We start from the raw sequence: 24,970 nt of genomic DNA on the forward strand, positions 1-24,970 counted from the left end.
GGGTCTCCAAGGGCGAGCGAAGTCATCTAACGCCGCTTCGGCGGGTAGGTATATGGCCTCGTCCGGCGCTGCGGCGAAATCAAGGCGCCGCGGCGCTTGCCCGAACCGCTAGCCGGGCCGTATTTTGACGCCATGTCCGTGATGTCACGCCTTTGGCCGCAATCGGTTTTCCTGCGCGCGCTGTTGATCGGCGCGGTGGGGTTCGTGCTGTTTCTCGCGCTGGCCGCCGTGCTGCTGCGCGATCAGATTTTCCAGACCCTGCTCGATCCCGGCGTGCCGTTTCAAACCTATGAGCGGCCCGACCCGCCGGACTACGCCGAACCGGCCGCCTGGGCGGCGCGGCCGGGCGGGGAGATCGCCGAGGGCGCCCCGGCGGTGTTCTTCATCCATCCCTCGACCTATGACGGCGGCGGGCACTGGAACGCGCCCTACGACCGGGCGCAGGAAATTGCTGAGGTCGACAGCGTCGCCCTGCCGAACTGGGCCGCGCCGCTCCTCGTCGAAGACGCCGTTCTGTTCGCGCCGCGCTATCGCCAGGCGAGCCTCTACGCGTTCATGAACAATCGCGAGGACAGCGTCCAGGCGCGGCTTCTGGCCTATCAGGACGTTCAGGCGGCCTTCGACCGGTTCCTCACCGAAATCGGCGAGGACCGGCCGATCGTGATCGCCGGCGTCGGTCAGGGATCGCTGCATGCGCTGGGGCTTCTGATCGATCGCGTGGCGCCGTCGGAGGAGCTCAGCCGCCGGCTCGCGGCGGCTTACCTGCTTGAAGCGCCGACCCCGCTCGACCTGTTCGCGGGATCGATGGGCGCGCTGACGGTGTGCGCCGGCCCCGAGCAGGCGCGCTGCGTGCTCGGCTATTCCGCCGTCGAGCCCGACGAGCGCGGCCGGATCGAGGCGCTGACCGAGCGCTCCATGAGCTGGTCGGGTCCCGGCGAGCTCGACTTCGTGTCCAACCGGGCGCTGATGTGCGTCAATCCGATCACCGGGCGGGCGGACGAGGACTACGCCCCGGCGCGGCTGCATCGCGGCGGCGCGGCGGCGGAAGGCCTGAGCTTCGAGGACGCGCCCTCGCCGATGGCCGCGCAGACCGGCGCGCAATGCCAGAACGGTCTTCTGATGGTCGAACAGCCCCGAACACGGGCGCTGCGCCGCCCCGGCCGGCTGGGCGAAGACCGGCGGACCCCGCCCTATAACCTGTTCTACATGGATCTGCGCGAAGACGCGCGACGCCGGGTCGAGACCGTACAGGCGCTTTTAGCCGACGAAGCGCTCTATGCGCCGCCGCTGGGCGATATCGAGGAAGTCGAGGTCTTCGAAGTCAAACCGATCGACGGCTAGGTCTTCTTGTTGCGGTCCTGAAGCACGCGGGCGACGTCGGCGAGGGTCTTGCCGCGCGCCTTCAAGAGCACTGTGAGGTGGAAGACCAGATCGGCCGCCTCGTCGAGCAGCGCCTCCTCGCTCTCCGCCGCGCCGGCGAGCGCGGTCTCCACCCCCTCCTCGCCGACCTTCTGGGCGCATTTCAGCGTCCCCTTGGCGAGCAGTTTCGCGGTGTAGCTCTCGGACGGATCGGCTTCGGCGCGCTCGTCGACGATGCGCTGGAGCTTGCCGAAAAACCCGGTGGACGGCCCCGGCGCGTCGCCGAAACAGGTCGCCGTGCCCAGATGGCAGGCCGGCCCTTCAGGCCGTGCGCGGACGAGAAGCGTGTCGCGGTCGCAATCGACCGCGAACGACACAAAATTCAGAACGTTTCCACTGGTTTCGCCCTTGGTCCACAGACGCTGCTTGGAGCGGGAGAAGAAGGTCACGCGGCCTGTCTCGCGCGTCGTCCTCAGCGCCTCGGCGTTCATATAGCCCAGCATCAGGACCGCGCCGCTGTCCGCGTCCTGGACGATCGCGGGGACCAGCCCGCCGCCCTTTTCAAAGTCGATCTCGCTCACAGCCGGATCTCCACGCCTTCGCCAGCGAGATAGCGCTTGAGCGCGCCGATCTCGATGATCTGCTTGTGAAACACGCTCGCGGCCAGCGCGCCGTCCACGTTCGCGGTCCTGAACACGTCGCGGAAATGGGCCTCCGCCCCCGCCCCGCCCGAGGCGATCAGCGGAACCGGACACACATCCCGAGCCGCGGCGAGCTGTTTGACGTCATAGCCTTCGCGCACCCCGTCCTGGTCCATGCAGTTTAGGACGATCTCACCGGCGCCGCGGTCGCAGACCTCGGCGATCCACTCCAGCGTCTTGCGGTGCTCGGTCGTCGTGCGGCTGGGATCGCCGGTGTTCTTGTGACAGCGCCAGGCCCCGTCGATCACCCGGCTGTCTATGCCCACGACCACGCACTGGCTGCCGAACTCGTAAGCCAGCGTGTCGACGAGATCGGGCGTTTCGAGCGCGGGCGTGTTGATCGAGATCTTGTCCGCACCGGCGAACAGCCGCGCGCGGGCGTCCTCGACCGAACGGATGCCCCCGGCGACGCAGAACGGGATATCGATCGCGCGCGCCACACGGCTCACCCATTCAGGCTCGACCGAGCGCGATTCCGGGCTCGCCGCGATGTCGTAGAAAACGAGCTCGTCCGCGCCTTCAGCGGCGTAGCGCGCGGCGAGATCGACGATGTCGCCGACCACTTCGTGGTTGCGGAAGCGCACGCCCTTCACCACCCGGCCGTCCTTGACGTCCAGGCACGGAATTATCCGGCGCGCTAGCATTTCGACAACGCCTCGGAGAGATCGACCTTGCCCTCGAACAGGGCCCGTCCGACGATCGCGCCAGCCAGCCCCGCGTTTCTCAGCGCGACGAGATCGTCCACAGAAGACACCCCGCCGGAGGCCTGCCACTGGATGTCGCGGCGGATTTTCACGAGGTCCTCGTAAAGGCTGAGATTGGGCCCTTCCATCATGCCGTCGCGGTTCACGTCGGTGACGAGCGCATGGGCGAGCCCGGCCAGACGATAATCGGCCAGAAGCTCCACGAGCGGCTTGACGCTGCGCTGGGTCCAGCCCCGCGTGACCGGATAGGCCGCGCCGTTCTCGAGCCGGACGTCGAAGGCCGCCGCGATCGCAGCGGCGCCGAACTGGCCGATCCAGCCGATCACGGTCTGCGGTTCAGCGACCGCGAGACTTCCGACCACCACCCGGCTCGCCCCGGCGTCGAGCATGGACTTAACGTCCTCGGCGCTGCGCACACCGCCGCCGGTCTGCACGCAGAGCCCGCATTTTGCGACATTCTCGACCAGATCGTGCTGGCGGCGCGTGCCGTCCCGCGCGCCGGACAGATCGACAAGATGCAGCCACTCCGCGCCGGCATCCTTCCAGGCCTGAGCGGCGGCGACGGGATCGCCGCCATAATCGGTCACCGCGTCGAAATCGCCCTTGGCGAGACGGACCACGCGCCCGTCCAGCACGTCGATGGCGGGGTAGAGGATCATGACGGGTTCTCCAGGAAATTCTTCAGAATGCGCGCACCGACGGCCGCCGAGCGCTCAGGGTGGAACTGACAGCCCGCGATGCGGCCCTTGCGCGCGATCGCGGTGATCTCGGCCCCGTAACGCGTGCGGGCGGCCGCGTGGTCCCCGGCGGGCACGTAGAAGCCGTGCACGAAATAGACGCGCGCGCCCGGCTCGATCCCGTCGAGCAACCGCTCGTCTTCAGCGAAATCCTCAAGTGCGTTCCAGCCCATGTGGGGCCACGGCCCGGCCGAACCCGGATCGAGCCGCTCGACCCGGCCCGGGATCAGGCCCAGAAGCGCGCAATCGCTCTCCGCCGACCACTCGAAGAGAAGCTGCATCCCCAGGCACACGCCCAGCAGAGGACGGTCGTCGGCCTTGAGCCGTTCGGCCCAGCCCGACGCCTGCAGCTTGCGCATGGCGGGCCCCGCCGCGCCGACGCCGGGCAGGATCAGCCGCTCGCACGCGGCCGCCTCGTCAGGCGTCGCAGCCAGCACGTAGGGCGCGCAAAGGCGTTCGAGCGCGAAGCGCACCGAGGCGATGTTCGCGGTGGAGGTGTCGATGATGCCGGTGGTCATGAGGAGGGGTCGCTCAAGGACGATGAGATTTTGAATTTAAACGCACGCCTCACTCCCTCCCCCTTTGTGGGGAGGGTGGGCCGGACCGACAGGTCCGGGTCGGGTGGGGGAGCGCCGAGTTCTGCAGAAGACGGCGCGTGCGGCCTCACCCCACCCGTCCGCTTCGCGGACACCCTCCCCATCAAGGGGAGGGAGTTGAGACGCTCCGACCCGCTCACAGCACGCCCTTCGTGGACGGCAGGGCGTCGCCCTCGATCGTCTTGGCCATGCGCAAGGCGCGACCGAAGCTCTTGAAACAGCTTTCGATCATGTGGTGGGCGTTCTCGCCGTCGACCTCGACATGGATCGCCGCTTTCATGGTTTCGGCGAGCGAGCGGAAGGCGTGCGCGCACATTTCGACCGGAAAATCGCCGACGCGCTCGCCGGGAATATCGCCGTCGAACCGGGCGTAGGGCCGTCCCGAAAGATCGATCCAGACCTTGGCGCGGGTCTCGTCCATCGGGGTTTCGAAGCCGAACCGGGCGATGCCGCGCTTGTCGCCGAGCGCGTCGCGCAGCGCCTCGCCGAGCGCCAGGCAGACGTCCTCGATCGTGTGGTGGGCGTCGACCTCCACATCGCCTTCGCAGATCGCTTCGAGCCCGATCCCGCCGTGCCGGGCGATTTGTTCGAGCATGTGATCGAAGAAGTGCACGCCGGTGCAGACCTTGGCCCCCTCCCCGTCGAGATCGACCCTCAGCGCGATGTCGGTCTCCTTGGTGGAGCGGCGCACGGACGCGGTCCGGCCCGACTTCGAAAGGCCCAGATGGGAGGCCAGCGTCTCGGCCGTGGCGAGGTTCCTCACATGCACGATCCTGCCGTCGGCGCGATCCTCGGCCTCGATCCCGAGCGCGGTCAGATCGCCGGCGAGCTTGAGCCCTTCGGTGCATAGCGCCGCCTGCACGCCGCAGTGATCACGCAGGAAATCGGCGATCTCCACGAGCCTTGCGTCGCGCATGGCGCGTTCGGATTTTTCAGCCAGGCGCGCGGCGGGCTTGAGCGCGTCGAGCCCGGCCCTGAGCAGGATCTGCGGCGGCGTGGCGACCTGGGCGAGCACGCGGCGGATCTCGTCGGGCGCGCCGGTGATCGCGCAGATCGGCGCTGCGACCGGGCCGATCCGCGTCACGCAGGGCCGGCCGGTGTGTTCGTGATCGAAGGCGGCCGCACCGGTGGCGCTGTGATCGTCGAACGTGGTGAACCCCGCTGCGGCGAGGCCGCGGCGGGCGTCGCTCGGAGACGCGGCGAGCGCGATGCGATCGGGGTCGAGCCCCAGCACCGGCGCGAGCCGGGTGATGAGATCGGTCGCCAGCGCGCCGGTGTCGGTCTCAGGCGCACGCGACAGGTCCAGACGTCCGCTCATGATTTCGCCCTTTCCCGGCGCAGCTTCATCGCCAGCCTGTGCGCGTCCAGACCCTCGAGCGCGGCGAGCCGCTCCACCGTCGGGGCCATGTTCAGAACGCCCTGCTCCGTCATCTGAAGAAGCGTCGTCGTCTTCTGGAACGCCTCGACCGTCACCCCGCCATAGGCGCGCGCCGCGCCGGCGGTCGGCAAAGCGTGGTTCGGACCGGCCGCATAGTCGCCGGCCGCCTCGGGCGTCCAGGGGCCCAGGAAGATCGATCCCGCGTGGCGGACCTTGCCGGCGAAATCCCGGGGATTTCCAGTCTGCACGATCAGGTGCTCGGAGGCGTAGCCGTCACAGGCCGCAACCGCTTCGGCCTCGTCCGCGGCGATCACCGCGACGGAATTGGCGAGCGCGGCGCGGGCGGTGTCCGCGCGCGGCAGCTGGGCGAGCAGGCGTTCGGTCTCCGCCTCGACCTTCTGAACGAAGGGCTCCGAGAAGGCGACGAGGACCACCTGGGCCAGCGTGTCGTGCTCGGCCTGGCTCAGAAGGTCGGCGGCGACGAGTTCGGGGTCGGCCGCGTCGTCGGCGACGACGAGCACTTCGCTCGGCCCCGCAGGCAGGTCCGTCGCCGCGCCGCCGGACTGGACCAGCAGCGCCTTCGCCGCAGCGACATAGGCGTTGCCCGGCCCGAAGATCTTGTCCGCGCGCGGCAGGCCGGCCACGCCGTAGCCGAGCGCGGCGATCCCGTGCGCGCCGCCGATCGCGTAGACCTCGTCGAGGCCCAGGAGCTTTGCCGCGGCCAGCACGGTCGGCTCCACGCCCTCGCCCTTCCGGGGCGGGGCGATCACCGCAATGCGCGGCACGCCGGCGATCTGGGCGGGCACGGCGAGCATGATCAGGGTGGAGACGAGCGGCGCGGTGCCCGCCGGCACGTAAAGCCCGGCCACGTCGATCGGCGTCGCCCGGCGCTCGGCGATCACGCCCGGCCAGGTCTCGGCCTTCACGGCGCGATAGCCCTGGCCGGCGTGGAAGGTCCGAACCGCTTCGGCGGCGGCGAGGATCGCCGCGCGGTCTTCATCGGCGAGCGCAGCCTCAGCCGCATCGAGCTCGGCCTCGCTCACACGGAAGCCCGCCTCCGGCGCCCAGCCGTCGAAGCGCTCGGCGTAGTCGCGCACCGCCGCCTCGCCGCGCTCACGGACGTCTGCGAGGATGCCGCGCGCGACATCAAACGCGTCCGCACCGAGCGAGGGCCGGGTGAACAGCCGCGCCCGCTCAGCGTCGGTGGCGGATTTCCAGATCAGCCGCTTGAGCATGTCAGGCCATCATCTTTTCGATCGGCATCACCAGGATGGAGCGCGCGCCCACGGCCTTGAGCTTTTCAAGCGTCGACCAGAACACCTCCTCGGTGCACACGGCGTGCACGGCCACGACGTCTTCGCGGCCCACCACCGGCGCGACGGTCGGCGCGTCGGTGCCCGGCAGGATGGCGCGCACCTCTTCGAGCCGGTCGGCGGGGGCGTTCAGAAGGATGTACTTGGTCTGCCGCGAGGCGATGACTCCCTTGAACCGCTCGACCAAAAGCTCGGCGGTCTGGTCGATTTCCGGCGCGCGGGCCTCGGGACGCCGCACCAGAACCGCTTCGCTTTCCAGCACCGTCTCGAACGCTTCAAGCCCGTTGGCCTCGAGCGTCGCGCCAGTGGAGACGAGATCGCAGATCGCGTCGGCCACGCCCATGCGCGGTGCGACCTCGACGCTGCCGCCCATCTCGACCATTTCCGCGTTCACGCCGCGCTCTGCGAGGAATTTCGCGGTGAGGCCGGGATAGCTCGTCGCCACCGTACGGCCTTCGAGATCGGCGATTGAGCGGATCGCGCCGTCCTTCGGCGCGGCGAGTTTCAGACGGCAGCGCGCAAAGCCGAGCTTCAGCGCGATCTCGAGCCCTGCGAGGCGCTTGGACCGCGCCTGGGCTTCGTACAGCACGTTCTCGCCGACGATCCCGTAATCGCATGCGCCGGAGGCCACGAAGCTCGGAATGTCGTCGTCCCGGATCAGCATCAGATCGAGCGGCAGGTTTTCCGCCCGGCGCATCAGCTCGTCACGGCCATAGGCCAGTTTCACGCCGGCGCGCTTGAGCAGCTCCAGCCCGCCCTCGGCGAGCCGGCCCTTCTTCTGGACGGCGAGGATCAGTCGCGGCGCGCTCATTCGCGCTCCTCCTTCAATCGGTCGAGCACCAGCCGGTAGCCCTTGTAGTTTTCCTGCCCGAGAAAGCGGGCGACGCGGGTCACCGTGGTGGTGCTCACCCCGGTCTCCGCGCTGATCTCGCGATAGGACTTGCCGCCCGCGTCCAGCATGCGCGCCACGCGCCAGCGTTCGGCCAGCGCCTGAAGCTCGCCAGGCGTGGTGAGGTCCCGTAGGAACCGCTCGGCTTCACCAGCGGTTTCAAGACGCAGCAAAGCGGCGGCCAGCGCCGCCACGTCTGCGGGCCCGCCCGCCTTCTGATTTTCAAGATCGACCGCCGCCATGGCCGCCTCCCCGGGTTTCGTCGAGGGGCGTTATAGCGTGTTAGCGTGATGATACAAGATCACGCATATGGGTTTTGCCACAGCAGGGTGCGGAACCGCTCCCCGATGCGCTCGGCGCGCTCCATGAAGAAGGCGACCGCCGCAGGGCTTTCGCTCATCTCTTCAAGCGTTTGCCGGAACAGGCTCAGCCAGCGATCGAAGTGCTCAGGCGCCATCCGGTCGACATGCTTGTGATGGGCGGGCAGCGGCCGCCCGGAATAAACCCCCGTGCCGAGCGCGATCGAGGACCAGAAGCATTTCATGGTCGCAAGATGCGGCGCCCAGTCCTCCCCGATCGCATGGGCGAAGACCGGCCCGAGCGCGGCGTCCGCGCGGACCTTCTCATAGAACGCCTCCACCAGCTGGTCGATGAACGCCTCGTCGACGCCGAGCGCGTCGGCCTCGGCGCGCATCTCGGAGCGGCGGGCCGAGGCGGTGCGGATGACGGTGGGCATGGGGTAACGCTCTCGAACGCTTGCAGGGCGTCATGTGCGCGGGTCTGCTCACAGGTTCAAGGCGTTGCGGCGCCGCACCCCCACCCCGGCCCTCCCCCGAGGGGGAGGGAGGGCGGTGTCGGGCGCGATAGACAGGCGAGAACGAGGGCGCCGAACGCCCGGCGGGAAAATTTCCGCAGACCGGCGAGCCCCTCCCACCCTCCCCTTGAGGGGAGGGCCGGGGTGGGGTGGAGCCGCGCGCACCGCCGCGGCAAGGCTCGCAGAATCCTGACTGGCTGGCAGCGCCAGCGCCGCTAGGCCTGCCCGCCGCCCGCATGGCCTTCGCCGGAGGGGCGGTCGGGGGCTTCGTCGCGGCCGTCCCAGCTGTCTTCGTGGGCGGGATCCATCGGCAGATGGGTGAACCCTTCGAGATCGCCGACCTCCTGGGAGTCGTGATTGATCTCCACCCGGCTCAGGCAGTAGGCGCGGACAAGGCGCGCGACCGAATGCAAAGCGTGCATGTGGATGCGTTCATAGCCGTGGCTCGCGTCGATGCCGAAGCAGACGAGCGCGGTGCGCACGTCCGCGCCGGACTCGATCGCGCTGGCCGAATCCGAGCGGTAATAGCGGAACACGTCGCGCTGATGCTCGATCTCGTGCTCGCGGGCGAGCCTCAGGAGCTTCTGGGTCAGGTGGTAGTCGAACGGCCCGGTCTGGTCGGCCATGGCGACCGTCACACCGAACTCGCGGCTGTTCTGGCCCTCGGCCTGGGTGCCGTTGTCGATGGAGACCATCGAGGCGATGTCGTGGGTGAGGATCGAGCTCGCCCCCGAGCCGACCTCTTCGGTGATCGACAGGATGAAATAGGTGTCGACCGCCAGGGGCTCGTCGCCGTCCAGGATCGCCTTGAGCGCGGCGAACATCGCGGCCACGCCCGCCTTGTCGTCGAGATGGCGCGAGACGATGAAGCCGTTGTCCATGAACTCGGGCTGGGGATCGATGGCGATGATGTCGCCGATATTGAAGCCGAGCGCTTCGAGATCGCCCGCGCTTTCAGCGATCACGTCGGGGCGCAGCTCGACCTGCCGCCAGTTCACCGGCTGGGTGTCGACCTCTTCGTTGAAGGTGTGCCCCGAGGCCTTCAGCGGCAGGATCGTGCCGCGGAACGCGCCGTGATCGACGGTGAAGACGGTCGCGCGCGCGCCTTCGGCGAAGCGCGAGGACCAGTTGCCGATGGGCACGACCTCGAGCCTGCCGTTCTCCTTGATCGCCTTCACCTGAGCGCCGAGCGTGTCGATATGCGCGACGATGGCGCGCGCCGGAGAACGCCTACCGCCCTGGATCTTGGCGCGGATCGCGCCGCGGCGGGTGATCTCGAAGGGCACGCCGAGCCGGGCGAATTCCTCACAGCACAGCCGGGTCACCTCGTCGGTGTAGCCGGTCGGGCTCGGGGTCTCCAGAAGGCGCTGGAGCATGGATTTGAGGTACTGGTCGTCGATGGAGATCAAACCGTCGCCTCCGGTCGGGCGTTGCGCGATATCGAAAGCGGAAAGAGCAAGTCCACAAAGCGTTCCGCCGTCGGCTGCGGCTCGTGATTGGCCAGCCCCGGCCGCTCATTGGCCTCGATGAAAACGTGTTCGGGCTGGTCGGGGCGGTCGATGATGAAGTCGATGCCTGCAAGCGGGATCTCGATGGCGCGGCAGGCTTCCACCGCGCTTCGGGCGATACGCGGATGCAGGCTGTGGGTGACGTCATGCAGGGCGCCGCCGGTATGGAGGTTCGCCGTGCGCCGCACGCGCAGACGCTCGCCGGCGTCGAGCACGCTGTCCCAGTCATAGCCCGCGGACCGGATGCAGCGCTCGGTCTCGGCGTCCAGCGGCACGCGGGACTCTCCCCCCGTCGCCGCCGCGCGCCGGCGCGAGAAGCTTTCCACGAGCTTGCGGACCGGACGCTTGCCGTCGCCGGTGATCTCGGGCGGCTTTCTCAGCGCAGCCGCGACCACCTCGTCGTTGATCACCAGCACCCTCAGATCGTCGCCGGAGCAGAACTGCTCGATCAGCACCGGCCCGCCCTGCCCGCGCGCGGAATTGACCGCGGCCTGAAGGTCTTCAGGCGTATCCACGCCCACCGTGACGCCGCGGCCCTGCTCGCCGCGTGCGGGTTTGACGACGACGGAGCCGTGCTCGGCCATGAAGGCCTCGGCTTCTGACAGATCCTCCGCAGACGGATCGACAGCCAGCTGGGCGGGCACGGGCACGCCGGCCTGAAGCATCAGCCGCCTAGTCACCGCCTTGTCGTCGCACCGGCTCATGGCGACCGCGTTGGTGAGTTCGGACAGGCTTTCCCGGCAGACGATAGACCGGCCGCCATGGGTGAGCTTGAAGAACCCGCCCTCGGCGTCGAGCACCTCCACCCCGATGCCGCGCCGCCGGGCTTCGTCCACGATGATCCTGGCGTAGGGGTTGAGCCCCTCCTCCGGCGGCGGCGCGATGAAGAGGTTCTGATTGATGGTGTTCTTGCGCTTGAGCGTGAAGAAGGGCGCGCGCTTGAACCCCAGCTTCTCGTAGAGCTTGATCGCGCCGGAATTGTCGTGAAGCACCGAGAGATCCATGCACGCGCAGCCGCGCGCCTGGAAGGTCTCGGCGAGACGGCGCACGAGCGCTTCGCCCAGGCCCGGATGGGCCGCGCGCGGATCGACCGCCAGGCACCAGAGCGAGCTGCCCTTCTCCGGATCGTCGAAGGCCCGGCCGTGATCGACGCCGGTGACCGCGCCGAGCACTTGGCCTGTGCGCTCGTCCTCGGCGACGAGGAAGGTCAGCGTCCGGCTGTCGCGCTGGCGCCAGAAGAAGTTCGGCTCCACCGGCACCATGCCGCGGGACACGTAGATCGTGTTGACCATCTCCGCGTCGGCTTCGGAACACAGCCGGCGGATGAAGAATCCCTTGGGCTGTTCGGCGCTGGAGCGGTAGGTCGCCAGATCCAGGCGGTAGGTGTGGCTGGGATCGAGGAAGACTTCCTGGGGCGCGACCGACATCACCACGTGCGGATCGCGCACATAGAAGGCGATGTCGCGCTTGTCGCGCTTTTCCGCGCGCAGGGTCTGAACGAGCGCGTCGGCGTCGTCGAAGGTCTGCGCGAAGATGAGCCGGCCCCAGCCGACATCGATCTCCACCTCCCGGCGACGGTCTTCAGAGGGCGGGCCAGAGGATTTCAGCGCATGCTCGCGCAGGCGCTTCAGCCGGTAATTCAGGGCCTTGCGGGACTGATCGGAAGTTTTCACCGAAGCGCTCCTTTCAGAGGCCGTGGCTCTCCAGCCAGAGAGCGAGAAGTCCGATCTGGTACAGCTTCGATCCGCGCAGAGGCGTGATGTGCGCCTCGGGATCGTCCAGAAGCTTAGCGACATAAGGCTCGCGGACCACCCCGGCCTCGCGGAAACGGCGCGAATTGACCGTGTCGCGGACCTTCTCGAGATACGGCCCGCGCAGGTATTTCAGCGCCGGAACAGGGAAATAGCCCTTGGGCCGGTCGATCACCTCGTGCGGGATCACGTCCCGGGCGACGTCCTTCAGGATGCCCTTGCCGCCCTCGGCGGTCTTCATCTCGGCCGGCACGCGCGCGGCGGCCTCGACGACCTCGTGATCGAGGAAGGGCACGCGCGCTTCCAGACCCCAGGCCATGGTCATGTTGTCGACCCGCTTTACGGGATCGTCGACCAGCATGACCTGGGTGTCGATCCGAAGCGCCTTGTCGATCGGACGCTCGGCGCCGGGCCTGGCGAAATGCTCGGCGACGAAGTCGCGCGGCTTGTCGCCGTTCAGCCAGCGGTCCTGCAGAAGCTCGCCCATCTCCGAGCGGTCGCGGTCGAAGAACGCCTTGGCGTAGGCGGCCAGCGGATCGTTGGCGTCCAGCATGGGCGGATACCAGTGATAGCCCGCGAAGATCTCGTCCGCGCCCTGGCCGGACTGGACGACCTTGACGTGGCGGGACACCTCCTGGCTCAGAAGATAGAAGCCCACGCAGTCATGGCTCGTCATCGGCTCGCTCATTGCGGCGATGGCGTCGTCCAGCGCGGGCAGCGCGCGGGCGGTGTCGATCTCGATCTTGTGGTGATCGGTTTCAAAGCGCTTCGCGACGATGTCGGAATACTGGAACTCGTCGCCTTTCTCCTCGCCCACGCTCTCGAACCCGATCGAGAAGGTGGAGAGCCCGGTCTGCCCGGCCTCGGCCAGCAGCCCGACGATCAGCGAGGAATCGAGCCCGCCGGACAGCAGAACCCCGACCGGCACGTCGGCGACCAGCCGGCGTTTCACGCTGGCGCGCAGCGTGTCGGCGACCAGCCGCTTCCAGTCGGCGTGGGTGTAGCCCTGCTCGTCCTCGCGCGGGCCGAAGGCGACGTCCCAGAACTTCTTCGTCGACCGCGAGCCGTCCGGCTTGATCCGCATCAGGGTGGCGGGGGGCAGCTTGCGCACGCCCTTGACCATGGTGAAGGGCGGCGGGACGACCGCATGGAAGCTGAAATAGAAGTTCAGCGCGTCCGGATCGAGGCTCTTATCGACATCGTCGAAACAGGTCAGCGCATGAAGGCTGGAGGCGAAGCGGAAGCCGCCCTGGGTCTCGGCGTAGTAGAGCGGCTTGATCCCCAGCCGGTCGCGGCCGATCAGCACCTCGCCGCCCTCGCGATGAACGATGGCGAAGGCGAACATGCCGTTGAGCTTCTGGACGAAATCCTCGCCCCAGGCGTGATAGGCCTTGAGGATCACCTCGGTGTCGCCGTGCGAGAAGAAGCGATAGCCCTGCGCCTCAAGCTCGCCGCGCAGCTCCTTGTGGTTATAGATGCACCCGTTGAACACGATCGACAGGCCCAGCTCGGCGTCCACCATGGGCTGCTGGGCGGCGTCGGAGAGGTCGATGATCTTCAGCCGGCGGTGGGCCAGCGCGGCGGGTCCCTGAGAGACCATGCCCGCCGCGTCCGGGCCGCGGCGCGCCATGCGCTCTGCGGCCGCGTCGAGCGCGGCGAGGTTCGGACGTCGGTCGTCGAAGCGTATCTCTCCGGCGATTCCGCACATGCAGGGCCATCCTTTCGTCGAGTGGACAGTGAATTCAAAAAAAACGCGGATCGGCGGACCCGCGCTTGCTGAGGCCATTCAAGCCGATCAGGATCGTGGAAATCAAGTTTTGCAGGGCGTTTTCGCTGTGCTTTGCATGTATTCGGACTGCTGAAAATTTTTTGGAACGGTTGACGGCGCCCGCGCGTTCCATACCCTGTTCGGACTCGTCTAACTTGTCATTTGTCGAGCGCCGCCGCGCGGCGCCAGGAGGAATCGTGGCCTTTCAGAAACCCTATAACCGTCAAAAGCGTATCGACCTCGCCCATGTCGGCGAAGAGGGAGTCATCGCCGTTTTGGTGGCCGAAGGTTTCGCGGCCTCGGATCTGACCCTGGTGGCCAGCGCCGCAGAGCGCGCCGGGTACAAGACCTGCATCCTCAGCCCGAACAAGTCGCTGGTCGGCGGCCGTTCGGAAACGCGTGAGGAGATGAATTTCGTCGTCGACGGCCACCCCGGCGACCAGGGTCCGGACAAGTTCTCCGGCCTGCTCGTGCCCGGCGGCAAGACCAGCATCGACAAGCTCGCCGGCGATCAGGACGCGCGCCTGCTGCTTCTGGATTTCATCCGCGCGGGCAAGCCGGTGGTCGCCATGGGCGAAGCGGTCGGCTTCCTCGGCGACGCCGCTGAAAAGACCGGCGTTGAAGGCGACGCCGCGGTGGCGCTGAACGGCGAGGTGTTCGCCGCCGAAGGCGAGACCGCGCGCGAGGACGCCTCGGGCACCTTCATCAAGACGCTGTCGCTGAACACTGAAGCGGCATAGCGCTAACTTACCGCGCTCGGACAGGCGCTTTAACGAAGAACGCCCCGGCCGTCGGCCGGGGCGTTTTTGTTTGCGCGGCGGGTTGCGGCCCTCACCGCTCCCAGTCGTTCTCGATCGTCTTGGCCGCCAGAAGGAACAGCGCCCCGGCGATCACGTAGAGGAAGGCGCCGATCATGATCGAATAGCGCAGCGCCTCCGCCCCGAAGGTCGGGGTGAGCAGGGTGGAGAGCTCCCCGAGCACGTACACCCCCACCCCGATCCCCAGAAGGTTGTTGATCAGCAGGAACACCGCCGACGCCATCGAGCGCATGTTCGCGGGCGCCAGATGCTGGAAAGCCGACAGCGTCGGGCCGAGCCAGGCCAGACCCAGCCCTGTCGGGATCACGAACAGCAGCGCCCCGATCAGCGGCGTCGGCGCGAGCGTACCCGCGACATAGAGCGGGAAGGTCAGGAAGAAGGCGGTCGCAGGAACGATCGCGTACATCTTCTTCGATCCCTTGCCCATCAGGTCGCCGAGAATGCCGCCGAGCAGGATGCCGAGCGAGCCGCCGACGAACAGGATGCCGCCGAACAGCCAGCCGGTGTCGATGATCCCCAGCTCGAAGCTGCGTGCAAAGAAGCTCGGGATCCAGAAGAACACGCCATAGCCCATCATCGACGAGCACGACGCGCCCAGGACCAGGAACCAGAAGCTGGGCTTTTTCGCGAGCACCTTCAGGACGTCGCCGAAGCCGGGCGCTTTTTCCGCCCTGGTTTCCGCCGGCGCCGCGGCGCTGGCCGCTTCACCCGGTTCGGGCTGGGCTTTCGCCTCTTCGGCCGGATCGGGTTTCTTGACGTCCAGGCCGCCGCGCTTGGGCTCGCGAACGGTGAGCTTGAAGAGCGGCGCGATCAGGATGCCGGCGAACCCGACAATGATGAAGGCGGCGCGCCAGTCGAGGTTCTCGCCGACATTGCCGCCGGCGATCTGAGCGCCGGCCACCACGCCGAAGGCCGAGCCGATCGGAATGCCGAGCGAGTAGATTGCGAGCGCCCGCGCCCGGCTCTGCGGCGGGAAATAGTCCGCAATCAGCGAATAGGACGGCGCCACGCCGCCCGCCTCGCCGACCCCGACGCCGACGCGCGCCAGGAAGAGCTGCCAGAAGTTCTGAGCGAACCCGCAAACGGCCGTGAAGCCCGACCAGACGGTCAGCGACACGGTGATGATCCAGGTCCGGTTCGTCCGGTCCGCGAGCCAGGCGATCGGCACGCCCAGCGTTGAATAGAGCGCGGCGAAGGCGATGCCGCCCAGAAGGCCGAGCTGGCGGTCGGACAGGCCGAGATCTTCTTTGATCGGAATGGCCAGGATGGAGATGATCTGCCGGTCCAGGAAATTGAACGCGTAGACCAGGAACAGCATCACCAGGACCCAGGAGCGGTATCCCGCCCCCGGCGCGGCGCTGCTCGCGCCCGCCGTGTTCGACGTGTTCGCCATGAAACTCCCCGACAGTCTTTGTTTTTCAGCGCGCTGCGCGCGCCCGTGCGCTCATCTTGGAGCCGGTTCGCCCCTGAACGCAAAGAAAAAGCGCCGCCGCCCGGGTCCCGGACGGCGGCGCGTTTCAGTCCCGGCCCGGCCTAGTAGCGGTAGGTCAGGCTCGCGGTGAAGGTCCGCGGCGGGCCGTAGAAGGCGATGACGGAGTCGTCGAACAGAGCGCCGGGGAAGTTATACCCGCCGATCTTGTACTCCTCGTCGGTGAGGTTCCGGCCGTACAGCGCGACCTGGAACTTCTCGTTCGGCGAATTCCACACCGCGCCGATGTCGAACAGGGTGTAGCCGCCCTCGTCCAGCAGCGCGTTCGGGAACTCGAACTGGCTGTAGGAGCTACGGTGCGCGATCGACGGCGTGATGGCCAGATCGCCGCCGGCCAGCTCGCCGGCCCAGGTCACGCCCAGGAAGGCCGACCATTCCGGCGCGTTCTGGAAGACCACCTGATCGGAAATGTCCTCGAACGCCATCGTGGTGAGGTTATAGCGGATGAACTCGTCGAATTCCGCCTGAAGCCAGCCCACGGCGAAGTTCGCCGTCAGGGAGTCAGACAGGAAGGCCGTGCCTTCGAACTCGGCGCCGTAAATGGTCGAGCTGCCGACATTGTCCACGAAGCTCGCGATGCCGGTGGTGGCGGGCACCTGGGTGGTGATCTGCTGATCCTGGTACTCCGACCAGAACAGGGCGGAGCTGAAGTTCAGGATCCCGCCGATCCCCTCGCCTTTCCAGCCGATCTCGTAGCTGTCCACGGTCTCCGGATCGTAGCCGTCCACGGTGTCGGGCGTGAAGATCGCGTCGCCGCGCATGTCGAAGCCGCCGGACTTGAAGCCCTGGCTGAACGAGGCGTAGGCGGTCGTGGCGCCGAAGTCGTAGGACACCGAAACCCGCGGGGTGAACTGATCGAAGGTGCGGGTGTTGGTGTAGTCGGTCCGGACCAGGGTCGGCGTCGCAGCCGGTCCGCCGGTCAGCGGCGTGCGGCCAGCGCCGGCGTAGTTCGCGCGGAACACCGTTCCGGTCTTCTCGTCCTCGGTGTAGCGCGCGCCGACCGAAACGCTGAGCTGGTCGGTGAGATCGAAGCTGAAGTCGCCGAACAGCGCGATGCTTTCAGTGTCGACCACGCCGCCGGTGCCGATGGTCAGCCCGAGAACACCGAGCACTGTGTCGAACGCGCCTTCGGCCGAACCGTCGAGATAGTAGACGCCGACCACACCCTGGGCCCGGTCGCCTTCATAGGCCAGCTGGAATTCCTGGGTGAACTGCTCGTCGGCGTAATAGGCCGGAATATCGAGCGTGTTCGACGGGCTGCCGTCGAAGTCGATGACGGTGTCGGTGTCGCCTTCGCGCGCCGCGGTGATCGACTTGAAGGTCAGCTGGTCGTTGATCGCCCATTCGCCGGTCAGCGAAAGGCCTTCAGTGCTCACAGACTGCTCGCCGGTCAGCCCTGCGCGGGTGTCGTAGATGTCGTCGAGCACGGCGGTGCCCGGCGCCGTTCCGGGAAGCAGGCGGTGGCCATGACGGGGGTTGGAGTCGTCCTCGACCCGGTCATAGGCGAGGCGGAAGAACAGCGCGTCGGACGGCTCCCATTCCGCGCTCAGGCGGTAGGCCGTGACGTCCTTGTCGTAGTGGTCCTCGCCGGTGGTGAGGTTCTCGCCGAAGCCGTCGCGGGTGTAGCGCGCATAAGCGCCACCGACCGAAAAGCCCTCCGCGACGGGAAGCGCGGCGGAGGCCATGTAGTCGAGCTGGTTGTAAGTGCCCGCAGCGACCCGGCCCATGAAACGAGGCTCGTCGCCAAGACGGCGGGTGACGTACTTGATCGCCCCGCCGACCGTGTTGCGGCCGTAAAGCGTGCCCTGCGGACCGCGCAGCACTTCGATGCGCTCGATGTCGAAGATGTCGAGCACGGCGGCCTGCGGACGGGCGACGTAAACGTCGTCGACGTAAAGACCCACGCCCGGCTCGAAGCCCCAGAGCGGGTCCTGCTGGCCGACGCCGCGGATGAAGCTGATGAGGGTCGAGTTCGAACCGCGCGCGACCTGAACCGTCGCGTTCGGCGTGACCTGCTGGAGCGCGGTGATGTCGGCCGCGCCGATTTTCTCGAGCTGGTCGGCGCTGAGCGCGGAGACCGAAACCGGCACGTCCACGAGGCTCTCCTCGCGGCGGCGGGCGGTGACGGTGATGACGTCGCGGGTCTGAGCCGGGCTGGCGGCGTCTTCCTGCGCATGAGCGGCGACGCCGAGCGGCAGGGCCGAAGCGGTCGCGAGCAGCGCGGCGCCGGCGAGAAGATTGCGGCGGATGGTCATGGGAACTCCCCTCCCTTGGTGAATCGGTCGCTCTCTGTCGGAGCGGTCGGCCGGAATTAATTTCAACGTTGAATGAAAAGTCAACGCATCATACATTTTCACGCGTTGATGAACTTCGCTGTGCGGCGCAAACGTCACATGCAGCGGACGCCTCGAAACGCCGGGGACGCTTGTTGGGGAGGTCCACGCCCATGCCGGAGACGCGCGGCAATCGCCGTGGCGAGCGCACGCGGGAACGCCTGCTCGACGCCGCTGAAAAGCTTTTCGCCGAGAAGGGTTACTACGGCGTCACCGTGCGTGCGATCGCTCGCGAAGCGGACGCCGATCCGGCGCTCGTGACCTATTATTTCGGCGGCAAGCGGGAGCTGTTCGACGCGGTGCTGCTGCGCCGCGCGGACGAGCTCAACACGATCCGGCTCGCGCGGCTGGAGGCTTGCGAGCGCGAGGCCGGCCCTGACGGCCCGCAACTGGAAGAGATCATCGCCGCCTTCACCGGACCTCTGCTGGACCGGAGCGCGAACGGCGGGCCGGGCTGGAAAAGCTATTTTGCGCTGATCGGCCAGGTCACCAACTCGCCTGAATGGGGCGCGGCGGTGATGTCGAAATATTTCGATCCGATCGTGCGGCGCTTCCTTCAATCGGTGCGCAAGGCCCTGCCGGAAATGGCCGAGGAAGACCTGTTCTGGGGCTATCACTTCCTGTCGGGCGCGCTGGTGCTGACCTTCGCGGACACCGGACGGGTGGATTCGCTGTCGGGCGGGCTTTGCGAATCAAGCGATCTGGAAGCGGTGCACGACCGGATGCCGGACTTTCTGGCCGCCGGTTTCAGAAAGCTCGCTTCGCGCGATTCCGAAAGCCGCACGCCCCGACCGCTGAATCTGGACGCCGCCCAGTGACCGATTACTCCGAGCATTTCTTCACCGCGCCCGACGGGGTGAGGACCTATTACCGCCGCTATCCGGCCCAGGGGTCGGAGGACAAGACACCGGTGATCTGCCTTCACGGCCTCACCCGGAACTCCAAGGACTTCGCCGAAATCGCCCCGCGCATCGCCGCCTCGGGCCGCACGGTCATCGTGCCCGACATGCGCGGCCGGGGCCGGTCCGACCATGATCGGAATCCGGAGAACTACACCCCGGCCACTTACGTGCAGGACGTGATCGGGCTGCTGGACGGCGCGGGGATCGACCGGGTCGTTTCGGTCGGCACCTCGATGGGCGGGCTGATGACCATGATCTGGGCGGCGCTGCAGCCCGGCCGTATCGAAGCGGCCGTCATCAACGATATCGGCCCTGTGATCGACCCCAAGGGGCTTGCGCGCATCCAGGGCTATGTCGGCGGCGCGGGGCCGTTCAAGAGCTGGGACGAGGCCGCAGAAGCGGTGCGCGACATCAACGGCGTCGCCTTCCCCAACGAGACGGGCCAGGCCTTCTGGATCGCCTTCGCCAAGCGCATCTGCCGCGAGACGGACACCGGCGAGATCGTCTTCGACTACGACAAGAACATCTCCAAGCCCGTGCAGGCCGGACAGGCCGCACCGCCCGATCTCTGGCCGTTTTTCGACGCGCTGGCGAAAAAGCCGCTCCTGCTGATCCGCGGCGCGCTGACCGATCTCTTGAGCGAAGCGACCGTGGCCGAGATGGCGCGCCGATGCCCGCACATGATACGGGTCGACGTGCCCGCTGTCGGTCATGCGCCGCTGCTCACCGAACCGGTCGCGCGCGGCGCGATCGACGATTTCCTCGCCGCTCAGGACTAGACCCATGCTTTTGCGGATACTCGGCGCTCTAATCCTGATAGCGGTCGCGCTCGTCGCTCTTTTCGCCTGGATGATGCAGCCGGTCGGAGCTGACGCTGCGGCCTCGCAATGGATGACCGAGGAAGACCGGATGGTCGACGCGGCCGGCGAGACCTGGCGGGTCCGCGAAAGCGGTCCTGAAAACGCCCCGGCGATCGTGCTGATCCACGGCTTCTCCCACTCGCTTGAAAGCCTCGAACCGCTCGCCGATGCGCTGGAGGCCGACTGGCGCGTGATCCGCTTCGACCTGCCCGGCCACGCGCTGACCGGGCCGCGCGCCGACGGGGACTATTCGGTCGCCGGAACGGTCGATCAGGTCGCCGCCCTGCTTGAAGAGATCGCGCCCGAGCGCTTCGTGCTCGCCGGTCATTCGCTGGGCGGGCTGGTGGCCTGGCGCTACGCCGCGCGCAAGCCTGAGGCGGTGCGCGGCCTCGTCCTGATCGCGCCGGGCGGCTACCCCAATCTCGGCGTGGGCGATGAACCCGCGCCCGTGCCCCAGCAGATCAAGCTGTTCCTGACCGCCGCGCCTGAAAGCGCGGTGAGCGCGGCGACCGGCGCGATGTACGCCGATCCCACACGGGTGAGCGAAGATCAGGTCGCGCGTATCCACGCCATGATGCGGATCGAGGGCGTCGGCCCGGCTCTGATCTCCAGGCTCGAACAGTTCACCCTGCCCGCCCCGAACCCGGACCTGCGCAACATCGAAGCGCCGACGCTGATCGTCTGGGGTCAGCGCGACACCATGGTGCCGCCCCAGCACGGACCTCGCTTCGCCGCGGCGATACCCGACGCGCGCCTGGTGCTGATCGAGGACGCGGGCCATCTGCCCGCCGAGGAAAAGCCCGAAGAGACGGCAGCGGCGGTGCGGGCGTTTCTTGAGACGCTCGGCGGCTAGCTCCGCGCCACTTCTTCCATCCGCCCGCTCGCCGGGTTGAAGCGGAAATACGGCAGGCCCGCCGCCTTCCAGCCTTCGATGCCCGACGACAGATGCGCGGTGACGTCGATCCCCGCGTTCATGCAGGCGTTCACCGCCTGCATGGTGCGGCCGCCCGATTTGCACGAGAGCACGACCTTCTTTCCCTGCCCCAGCGGCAGGCCGGACGGATCGAAGGTCGACAGCGGATAAAGCAGCGCGCCGCGAATGCGCTCGGCGTGGTATTCGTCAGGCTCGCGCACGTCGACGAGGATGATCTCCTCGTTCTTCATCGCCTCGGCGACCTGTTCGGGCGTCCAGTTTTCCATGCCTGCCTCCTAATCCTCGAAGACGATTTCGGGCGCTTTGCGCTGCACCGCCTGGGCCTGATGCAGCATCGCTTCGGCCGCGCGCCCGAAGGCGGACGCGACCGGGCCGTCGCCGAGCGCGACCAGCCGGCCCGCGTCGCTCGCCTCTCTCAGCTCGGGATGAAGCGGGATCTCTCCCAGGAAGGGCGCGCCGGTCAGCTCGGCTTCGCCGCGCGCGCCGCCCCGGCCGAAAATCTCGGTCCCCTCCCCGCAATGCGGGCAGAGGAAAAAGCTCATGTTTTCGATCACGCCCAGCACCGGGATCGCCGTGCGGTCGAACAGCGCGATCGCCTTCTTCGCGTCGTCGAGCGCCAGGTTCTGCGGGGTCGAAACGATGACCACGCCGGAGATCGGCGCGCTCTGCGCGATGGCGAGCTGGGGATCGCCGGTGCCGGGCGGCATGTCGATGATCAGGACGTCGAGATCGCCCCAGTTCACCTCGCCGAGGAATTGCCGGATCGCGCCGGTGACCATCGGCCCGCGCCAGACCACCGGGTCGCGCTCGCCGACGAGAAAGCCCATCGAAACCACCTTCACGCCGTGCGCGCTCACCGGCTCGATCCCGGCGTCCGATTTCCTGAGGCCCGGCACGCCGGTCAGCCCGAATATGCGCGGCGCGCTCGGCCCGTAGACGTCCGCGTCCATCAGCCCGACCTTCAGGCCCAGCTTCACGCAGGCGCCGGCGAGATTGGCGGCGACGGTGGACTTGCCCACACCACCCTTGCCCGAAGCCACGGCGATCACCGCGCGGGCGGGCGGCTTGATCGGCTCGTTTCCACCTGTCTTGGGTTTGGGCCGCGCTTTTTCCAGCGAGGTCTCGACGATCACCCGGCTGCGCGTGACGCCCTCGACCCCGGAAAGCGCGGACTGGATCGCTTCACGCAGGGCGGCGACGTCCTCTTCGCCGCTGGCGGGCTTGAGCACGATCGTGGCGACCCCGTCGCGCAGGTCGGCGCCGGCGACGCGGCCTGACTGAGGCAGCGGCGTCCCGGTCGAAGGATCAGGCACGGCGGAGAGCGCGTTTAGAAGAAGATCGGTCATGGCCCGGAGATAACGCGCCGCGCGCGCACGCGGAAGCCCCGGCGCAGCCGGCGCCGGCCTACAGCCCCGCGATCTTCCGCCTGAGGGCGACCGTCACGCCGTTGGTCCAGCCGAACCCGTCCTGGACGGGATACTCCCCGCCCCCGCCCGGCCGGCGCTCGGCGACGTCGTATTTCTCCATCAGCCTGCCGGTGTCGGCGAACACGGTCTCGATGGTGTCCAGCCACCGGCTCGCGGTATCGCCCGCAAGACCGGTCTCGCCGTACGCCTCGAGCCCCTCCACCGCGATCCAGTGCAGCGGCGCCCAGCCGTTCGGGCTGTCCCATTGCTCGTCGGAGGTGCGATCGGTCGCCACGAGCCCGCCGGGTTGAAGCAGGCGCGAGGCCGCCGTCGCGGCGACCCGGCGCGCCCGGTCCGGCGCGCACAGTCCGCTGAAGAGCGGGTAGAACGCCGCGCAGGAGACGTTTCCGGCGTGCCGGCCCGTCGTCCAGTCCAGATCGTCGTAGCAGCCGGTCTCGGCGTTCCACAGCCAGGTCTCGATCGCCTCGGCGCGGCGTTCGGCCCGCCGGTTCCACTCGCGCGCCGCATCCCGGTCGCCGCGCCAGGCCGCGCCGTCCGCAATCGCGCGCTCCAGCCCGTAAAGAAGACTGTTCAGGCAGGGCGGAACCAGATCAGTGGTCTGGATCGTGCCCATGGTGCGCCCGTCGGCGAACCAGCGGGTGGAGAAATCCCAGCCGCTTTCCGCCGCGGCCCGGATATGCCGGAAAAAGCCCGGCCCGCCCTTTCCGCTGATCGTCGCGAGCGCCACGTCCTCGCCGAAGGATTCGTCGCGCGGCCGATCCAGATCGTCCCAGAACCGGTTGAGCGTGGAGCCGTCGGGCAGGCGCACCACACGGCGCGCCGGCGCGCCGGGCGTCGCCGCGTTGCGGCCCTCGCTCCAGAACTGGTGCTCGATCATCAGCTCGTCCAGGAACGCCGCCCAGCCCGCCGCCGGATCGTCGGCGCTCGCGAGCGCGACCATCTCGTAGAACACCGGCGGCTGTGAGCGGCTGAGATAGTATGAGCGCGCCCCGTTCGGGATGCGGCCGTAGACGCGCAGCATGTGGGCGAAATTCTCCACCATCTTGCGCTTGGTCCCGGCGTGCGCATCGCCCAGGCCCAGCATGGTGAAATAGCTGTCCCAGTAATAGATTTCGGAGAACCGCCCGCCCGGCACCACGAAAGGATGAGGCAGCGGCAGGCGTGAGCAGCGCCCGTCGCCTTCCCCCGCCCGGGTCAGGAACGGCCACAGCGCCTCGATATGGTCGGCCAGGGCGAGCCCGCCGGGCGGGGTCTCGCCCTGAATCGTGTCGGGATCGAGCTCGAAATGCTCTAGGAAGAAGCGCCGCAGCGCGTCGCCGTCGGCCGGGCGCGCCTGGCGGAAGGCGGCCAGGATCTGTTCGGGATCGGTGCGCGGGGCGGCGTCGGCCAGCGTCTTGCTGTCCTGAAACAGCCCGCTCAGCGCGGCCGCCTCATAGACCTCGCCGAACAGGCAGGAGGGCGGGCGCACGCTGCGCGGACGCGGGGATGCGCCGTCGGCGCGGATGCGCCGGGTGCGGGAAACGTCTGAATCGGTGTCGGACGCCGCCATCGCAGCCTCTCGGCCGGTCAGCGTTCCGGCCCCTGCTCCACCCCTTGCAAATCCCGACCGCCGAAGCGCCGGGCCGGGTAGACAACGCCTCTTCGGCGCACATGTCCACCGCCGCGCGGCAGCCCCCGAACAGCCCAAGCGCAGCGATTACGCGCCCTGTCACTTGATCCGGCTTCACAAAGGCGGCTAAACCCGTCCGCGGAGACGTGGCCGAGTGGTCGAAGGCGCTCCCCTGCTAAGGGAGTATACCCCAAAAGGGTATCGTGGGTTCGAATCCCATCGTCTCCGCCATTTATCTTATCAATTGGCCTATTTTTTAGACCCTTAGCGAAGGCGCCTCCCATCGCGCCCCAACACAAGCCCCAACAGACGACACGAGGCAATCTAATGGGCGAGCCCGCCCCTCGGCACGGGACTCCACCATCACATGACCAAACATTTTGCTTCGACCAGCCTTGTCGCGAGATCGTGCGCATGTTTCGCTCGGAAAGAGCTGCAGATCGCAAACCCCTGAACAATTGCAAATTCCAGCAATGAGAAGCGCACCGCCAGGGGGACCTGGCGGTGCGCTGGGGGATGCTTGTCTGCCGTTCATGGGGGTGAACGAGCGCTTCGTCGAATGCGCACTACAAGCTAGGAATATTTATCTCGGCTCGCATCGTGGCGCATACCCTAATTCAGGTAACGCCAGCGCACGCCCCGATGAAGAGCCCGCTTCAGGCGAGAGGCGTGAGATGCACGCGAAGCATCCGTGAAACTTGTTCGGCCTGCTCGGCAGAAGACAGGTCTACTTTTACGACCGTTACCGCATCGAAATAGGCGGGACGCAGCAGCGCACCATAGGGACCGGCAGCAGAATCATTCACTGATACGACGGCGTTCGGGTCGGTCAGGCCGCTGATGCGGAGTTCGTGCACGGTATTGCACCGCGCATCGAACACAGCTGTCACGGTCTGACCCTCGACCGTCCGGCTGAGCGCGTCCCCACTGGAGCAGGCCGCGGGCACGACACCGACGACGCTAATCCGAACAGTCGCATCTTCCGGGTGCGCGGCGCCCGCTCCAGCCAGGAGCAAGGCGGCGGCGGCGAGAAACTTGCTGGTGGTTTTCATATCGCCCTCGCGTTTCCATCCACGAGGG

The 24,970-nt window shown here is 67.7% G+C and carries 23 protein-coding genes and 1 tRNA gene; 6 read left to right on the forward strand and 18 right to left on the reverse strand.

Annotated elements, in window-relative coordinates; translation table 11 throughout:
- Positions 1-141: 141 nt before the first annotated feature.
- A complete protein-coding gene (locus ABL308_13170; GenBank protein XBQ17742.1) occupies positions 142-1,341 on the forward strand; it encodes a DUF3089 domain-containing protein in 1,200 nt (399 codons plus the stop codon).
- Here ABL308_13170 and hisIE read toward each other — a convergent pair.
- The 12 genes from hisIE to ABL308_13230 all read right to left on the reverse strand — a co-directional run bounded on the left by hisIE (position 1,338) and on the right by ABL308_13230 (position 13,458).
- Entirely contained in the window at positions 1,338-1,940 is a 603-nt protein-coding gene (gene hisIE, locus ABL308_13175) for a bifunctional phosphoribosyl-AMP cyclohydrolase/phosphoribosyl-ATP diphosphatase HisIE (protein XBQ15895.1), read from the reverse strand. The two genes, ABL308_13170 and hisIE, sit on opposite strands and share 4 nt — an antisense overlap.
- On the reverse strand, positions 1,937-2,704 hold the full coding sequence (hisF, locus tag ABL308_13180) for an imidazole glycerol phosphate synthase subunit HisF (protein ID XBQ15896.1): 768 nt from the start codon (positions 2,702-2,704) through the stop codon (positions 1,937-1,939). The genes hisIE and hisF overlap by 4 nt, the downstream gene beginning before the upstream one ends.
- Complete coding sequence (locus ABL308_13185; GenBank protein ID XBQ15897.1) at positions 2,698-3,423, reverse strand: 1-(5-phosphoribosyl)-5-[(5-phosphoribosylamino)methylideneamino] imidazole-4-carboxamide isomerase; 726 nt, start codon at positions 3,421-3,423, stop codon at positions 2,698-2,700. The genes hisF and ABL308_13185 overlap by 7 nt, the downstream gene beginning before the upstream one ends.
- Entirely contained in the window at positions 3,420-4,019 is a 600-nt protein-coding gene (gene hisH, locus ABL308_13190; protein ID XBQ15898.1) for an imidazole glycerol phosphate synthase subunit HisH, read from the reverse strand. Before hisH ends, ABL308_13185 begins: the two co-directional genes overlap by 4 nt.
- Before the next feature lie 214 nt (positions 4,020-4,233).
- Positions 4,234-5,415: an imidazoleglycerol-phosphate dehydratase HisB gene (gene hisB / locus ABL308_13195; protein ID XBQ15899.1), complete on the reverse strand. Its 1,182-nt coding sequence runs from the start codon at positions 5,413-5,415 to the stop codon at positions 4,234-4,236.
- Complete coding sequence (gene hisD / locus ABL308_13200) at positions 5,412-6,710, reverse strand: histidinol dehydrogenase (protein ID XBQ15900.1); 1,299 nt, start codon at positions 6,708-6,710, stop codon at positions 5,412-5,414. The genes hisB and hisD overlap by 4 nt, the downstream gene beginning before the upstream one ends.
- A 1-nt stretch (position 6,711) precedes the next feature.
- Entirely contained in the window at positions 6,712-7,599 is an 888-nt protein-coding gene (gene hisG / locus ABL308_13205; GenBank protein ID XBQ15901.1) for an ATP phosphoribosyltransferase, read from the reverse strand.
- Positions 7,596-7,919 (reverse strand): YerC/YecD family TrpR-related protein, encoded by a 324-nt coding sequence (locus tag ABL308_13210; GenBank protein ID XBQ15902.1) that lies wholly within the window; start codon positions 7,917-7,919, stop codon positions 7,596-7,598. Before ABL308_13210 ends, hisG begins: the two co-directional genes overlap by 4 nt.
- 59 nt (positions 7,920-7,978) lie before the next feature.
- A complete protein-coding gene (locus tag ABL308_13215; protein ID XBQ15903.1) occupies positions 7,979-8,413 on the reverse strand; it encodes a group III truncated hemoglobin in 435 nt (144 codons plus the stop codon).
- A gap of 293 nt (positions 8,414-8,706) precedes the next feature.
- On the reverse strand, positions 8,707-9,900 hold the full coding sequence (locus tag ABL308_13220) for an osmoprotectant NAGGN system M42 family peptidase (GenBank protein ID XBQ15904.1): 1,194 nt from the start codon (positions 9,898-9,900) through the stop codon (positions 8,707-8,709).
- Positions 9,897-11,672, reverse strand: coding sequence for an N-acetylglutaminylglutamine synthetase (ngg, locus tag ABL308_13225; protein XBQ15905.1), 1,776 nt, complete (start codon positions 11,670-11,672; stop codon positions 9,897-9,899). Before ngg ends, ABL308_13220 begins: the two co-directional genes overlap by 4 nt.
- A gap of 13 nt (positions 11,673-11,685) precedes the next feature.
- A complete protein-coding gene (locus tag ABL308_13230) occupies positions 11,686-13,458 on the reverse strand; it encodes an N-acetylglutaminylglutamine amidotransferase (protein XBQ15906.1) in 1,773 nt (590 codons plus the stop codon).
- A 257-nt stretch (positions 13,459-13,715) separates the two neighbouring features.
- Between ABL308_13230 and ABL308_13235 the strand changes: the two genes are divergently transcribed.
- Entirely contained in the window at positions 13,716-14,258 is a 543-nt protein-coding gene (locus tag ABL308_13235; GenBank protein ID XBQ15907.1) for a DJ-1/PfpI family protein, read from the forward strand.
- A gap of 91 nt (positions 14,259-14,349) precedes the next feature.
- On the opposite strand, the gene ABL308_13240 is transcribed toward ABL308_13235, so the two are convergent.
- Together ABL308_13240 and ABL308_13245 are read right to left on the reverse strand one after the other, a co-directional pair.
- The gene (locus ABL308_13240) at positions 14,350-15,729 is read right to left on the reverse strand and encodes an MFS transporter (GenBank protein XBQ15908.1); all 1,380 of its coding nucleotides are present in this window, start codon (positions 15,727-15,729) and stop codon (positions 14,350-14,352) included.
- Positions 15,730-15,869: 140 nt separating this feature from the next.
- A complete protein-coding gene (locus tag ABL308_13245) occupies positions 15,870-18,080 on the reverse strand; it encodes a TonB-dependent receptor (protein XBQ15909.1) in 2,211 nt (736 codons plus the stop codon).
- A gap of 191 nt (positions 18,081-18,271) precedes the next feature.
- Between ABL308_13245 and ABL308_13250 the strand changes: the two genes are divergently transcribed.
- From ABL308_13250 to ABL308_13260, 3 genes are read left to right on the forward strand one after another with little or no spacing between them, the layout of a single operon-like run.
- The gene (locus ABL308_13250; GenBank protein XBQ15910.1) at positions 18,272-18,976 is read left to right on the forward strand and encodes a TetR family transcriptional regulator; all 705 of its coding nucleotides are present in this window, start codon (positions 18,272-18,274) and stop codon (positions 18,974-18,976) included.
- Positions 18,973-19,839 carry an alpha/beta hydrolase gene (locus ABL308_13255; GenBank protein XBQ15911.1) on the forward strand — a complete coding sequence of 289 codons (867 nt, stop codon included), beginning with the start codon at positions 18,973-18,975 and terminating at the stop codon, positions 19,837-19,839. Before ABL308_13250 ends, ABL308_13255 begins: the two co-directional genes overlap by 4 nt.
- A gap of 4 nt (positions 19,840-19,843) precedes the next feature.
- Positions 19,844-20,773 (forward strand): alpha/beta hydrolase, encoded by a 930-nt coding sequence (locus tag ABL308_13260; protein XBQ15912.1) that lies wholly within the window; start codon positions 19,844-19,846, stop codon positions 20,771-20,773.
- Here the strand turns inward: ABL308_13260 and ABL308_13265 are convergent.
- From ABL308_13265 to treF, 3 genes are read right to left on the reverse strand one after another with little or no spacing between them, the layout of a single operon-like run.
- Positions 20,770-21,120 carry a rhodanese-like domain-containing protein gene (locus ABL308_13265; protein ID XBQ15913.1) on the reverse strand — a complete coding sequence of 117 codons (351 nt, stop codon included), beginning with the start codon at positions 21,118-21,120 and terminating at the stop codon, positions 20,770-20,772. The genes ABL308_13260 and ABL308_13265 overlap by 4 nt on opposite strands.
- A 9-nt stretch (positions 21,121-21,129) precedes the next feature.
- Positions 21,130-22,200: an Mrp/NBP35 family ATP-binding protein gene (locus ABL308_13270; GenBank protein ID XBQ15914.1), complete on the reverse strand. Its 1,071-nt coding sequence runs from the start codon at positions 22,198-22,200 to the stop codon at positions 21,130-21,132.
- A gap of 58 nt (positions 22,201-22,258) precedes the next feature.
- The gene (treF, locus tag ABL308_13275) at positions 22,259-23,830 is read right to left on the reverse strand and encodes an alpha,alpha-trehalase TreF (protein ID XBQ15915.1); all 1,572 of its coding nucleotides are present in this window, start codon (positions 23,828-23,830) and stop codon (positions 22,259-22,261) included.
- 200 nt (positions 23,831-24,030) lie between these two features.
- Here treF and ABL308_13280 point away from each other — a divergent pair.
- Positions 24,031-24,121 (forward strand) — tRNA-Ser (locus ABL308_13280).
- 425 nt (positions 24,122-24,546) lie between these two features.
- On the opposite strand, the gene ABL308_13285 is transcribed toward ABL308_13280, so the two are convergent.
- On the reverse strand, positions 24,547-24,942 hold the full coding sequence (locus ABL308_13285; GenBank protein ID XBQ15916.1) for a hypothetical protein: 396 nt from the start codon (positions 24,940-24,942) through the stop codon (positions 24,547-24,549).
- Positions 24,943-24,970 lie beyond the last annotated feature (28 nt).

The organism is Oceanicaulis sp., from assembly GCA_040112665.1.
Lineage (GTDB): Bacteria > Pseudomonadota > Alphaproteobacteria > Caulobacterales > Maricaulaceae > Oceanicaulis.

Coding starts and splice junctions, on each gene's coding strand:
- ABL308_13170 (XBQ17742.1), top strand. CDS start 142: ATGTCACGCCTTTGGCCGCAATCGGTTTTCCTGCGCGCGCTGTTGATC.
- hisF (XBQ15896.1), bottom strand. CDS start 2,704: ATGCTAGCGCGCCGGATAATTCCGTGCCTGGACGTCAAGGACGGCCGG.
- ABL308_13185 (XBQ15897.1), bottom strand. CDS start 3,423: ATGATCCTCTACCCCGCCATCGACGTGCTGGACGGGCGCGTGGTCCGT.
- hisH (XBQ15898.1), bottom strand. CDS start 4,019: ATGACCACCGGCATCATCGACACCTCCACCGCGAACATCGCCTCGGTG.
- hisB (XBQ15899.1), bottom strand. CDS start 5,415: ATGAGCGGACGTCTGGACCTGTCGCGTGCGCCTGAGACCGACACCGGC.
- hisD (XBQ15900.1), bottom strand. CDS start 6,710: ATGCTCAAGCGGCTGATCTGGAAATCCGCCACCGACGCTGAGCGGGCG.
- hisG (XBQ15901.1), bottom strand. CDS start 7,599: ATGAGCGCGCCGCGACTGATCCTCGCCGTCCAGAAGAAGGGCCGGCTC.
- ABL308_13210 (XBQ15902.1), bottom strand. CDS start 7,919: ATGGCGGCGGTCGATCTTGAAAATCAGAAGGCGGGCGGGCCCGCAGAC.
- ABL308_13215 (XBQ15903.1), bottom strand. CDS start 8,413: ATGCCCACCGTCATCCGCACCGCCTCGGCCCGCCGCTCCGAGATGCGC.
- ABL308_13230 (XBQ15906.1), bottom strand. CDS start 13,458: ATGTGCGGAATCGCCGGAGAGATACGCTTCGACGACCGACGTCCGAAC.
- ABL308_13240 (XBQ15908.1), bottom strand. CDS start 15,729: ATGGCGAACACGTCGAACACGGCGGGCGCGAGCAGCGCCGCGCCGGGG.
- ABL308_13245 (XBQ15909.1), bottom strand. CDS start 18,080: ATGACCATCCGCCGCAATCTTCTCGCCGGCGCCGCGCTGCTCGCGACC.
- ABL308_13250 (XBQ15910.1), top strand. CDS start 18,272: ATGCCGGAGACGCGCGGCAATCGCCGTGGCGAGCGCACGCGGGAACGC.
- ABL308_13260 (XBQ15912.1), top strand. CDS start 19,844: ATGCTTTTGCGGATACTCGGCGCTCTAATCCTGATAGCGGTCGCGCTC.
- ABL308_13265 (XBQ15913.1), bottom strand. CDS start 21,120: ATGGAAAACTGGACGCCCGAACAGGTCGCCGAGGCGATGAAGAACGAG.
- ABL308_13270 (XBQ15914.1), bottom strand. CDS start 22,200: ATGACCGATCTTCTTCTAAACGCGCTCTCCGCCGTGCCTGATCCTTCG.
- treF (XBQ15915.1), bottom strand. CDS start 23,830: ATGGCGGCGTCCGACACCGATTCAGACGTTTCCCGCACCCGGCGCATC.
- ABL308_13285 (XBQ15916.1), bottom strand. CDS start 24,942: ATGAAAACCACCAGCAAGTTTCTCGCCGCCGCCGCCTTGCTCCTGGCT.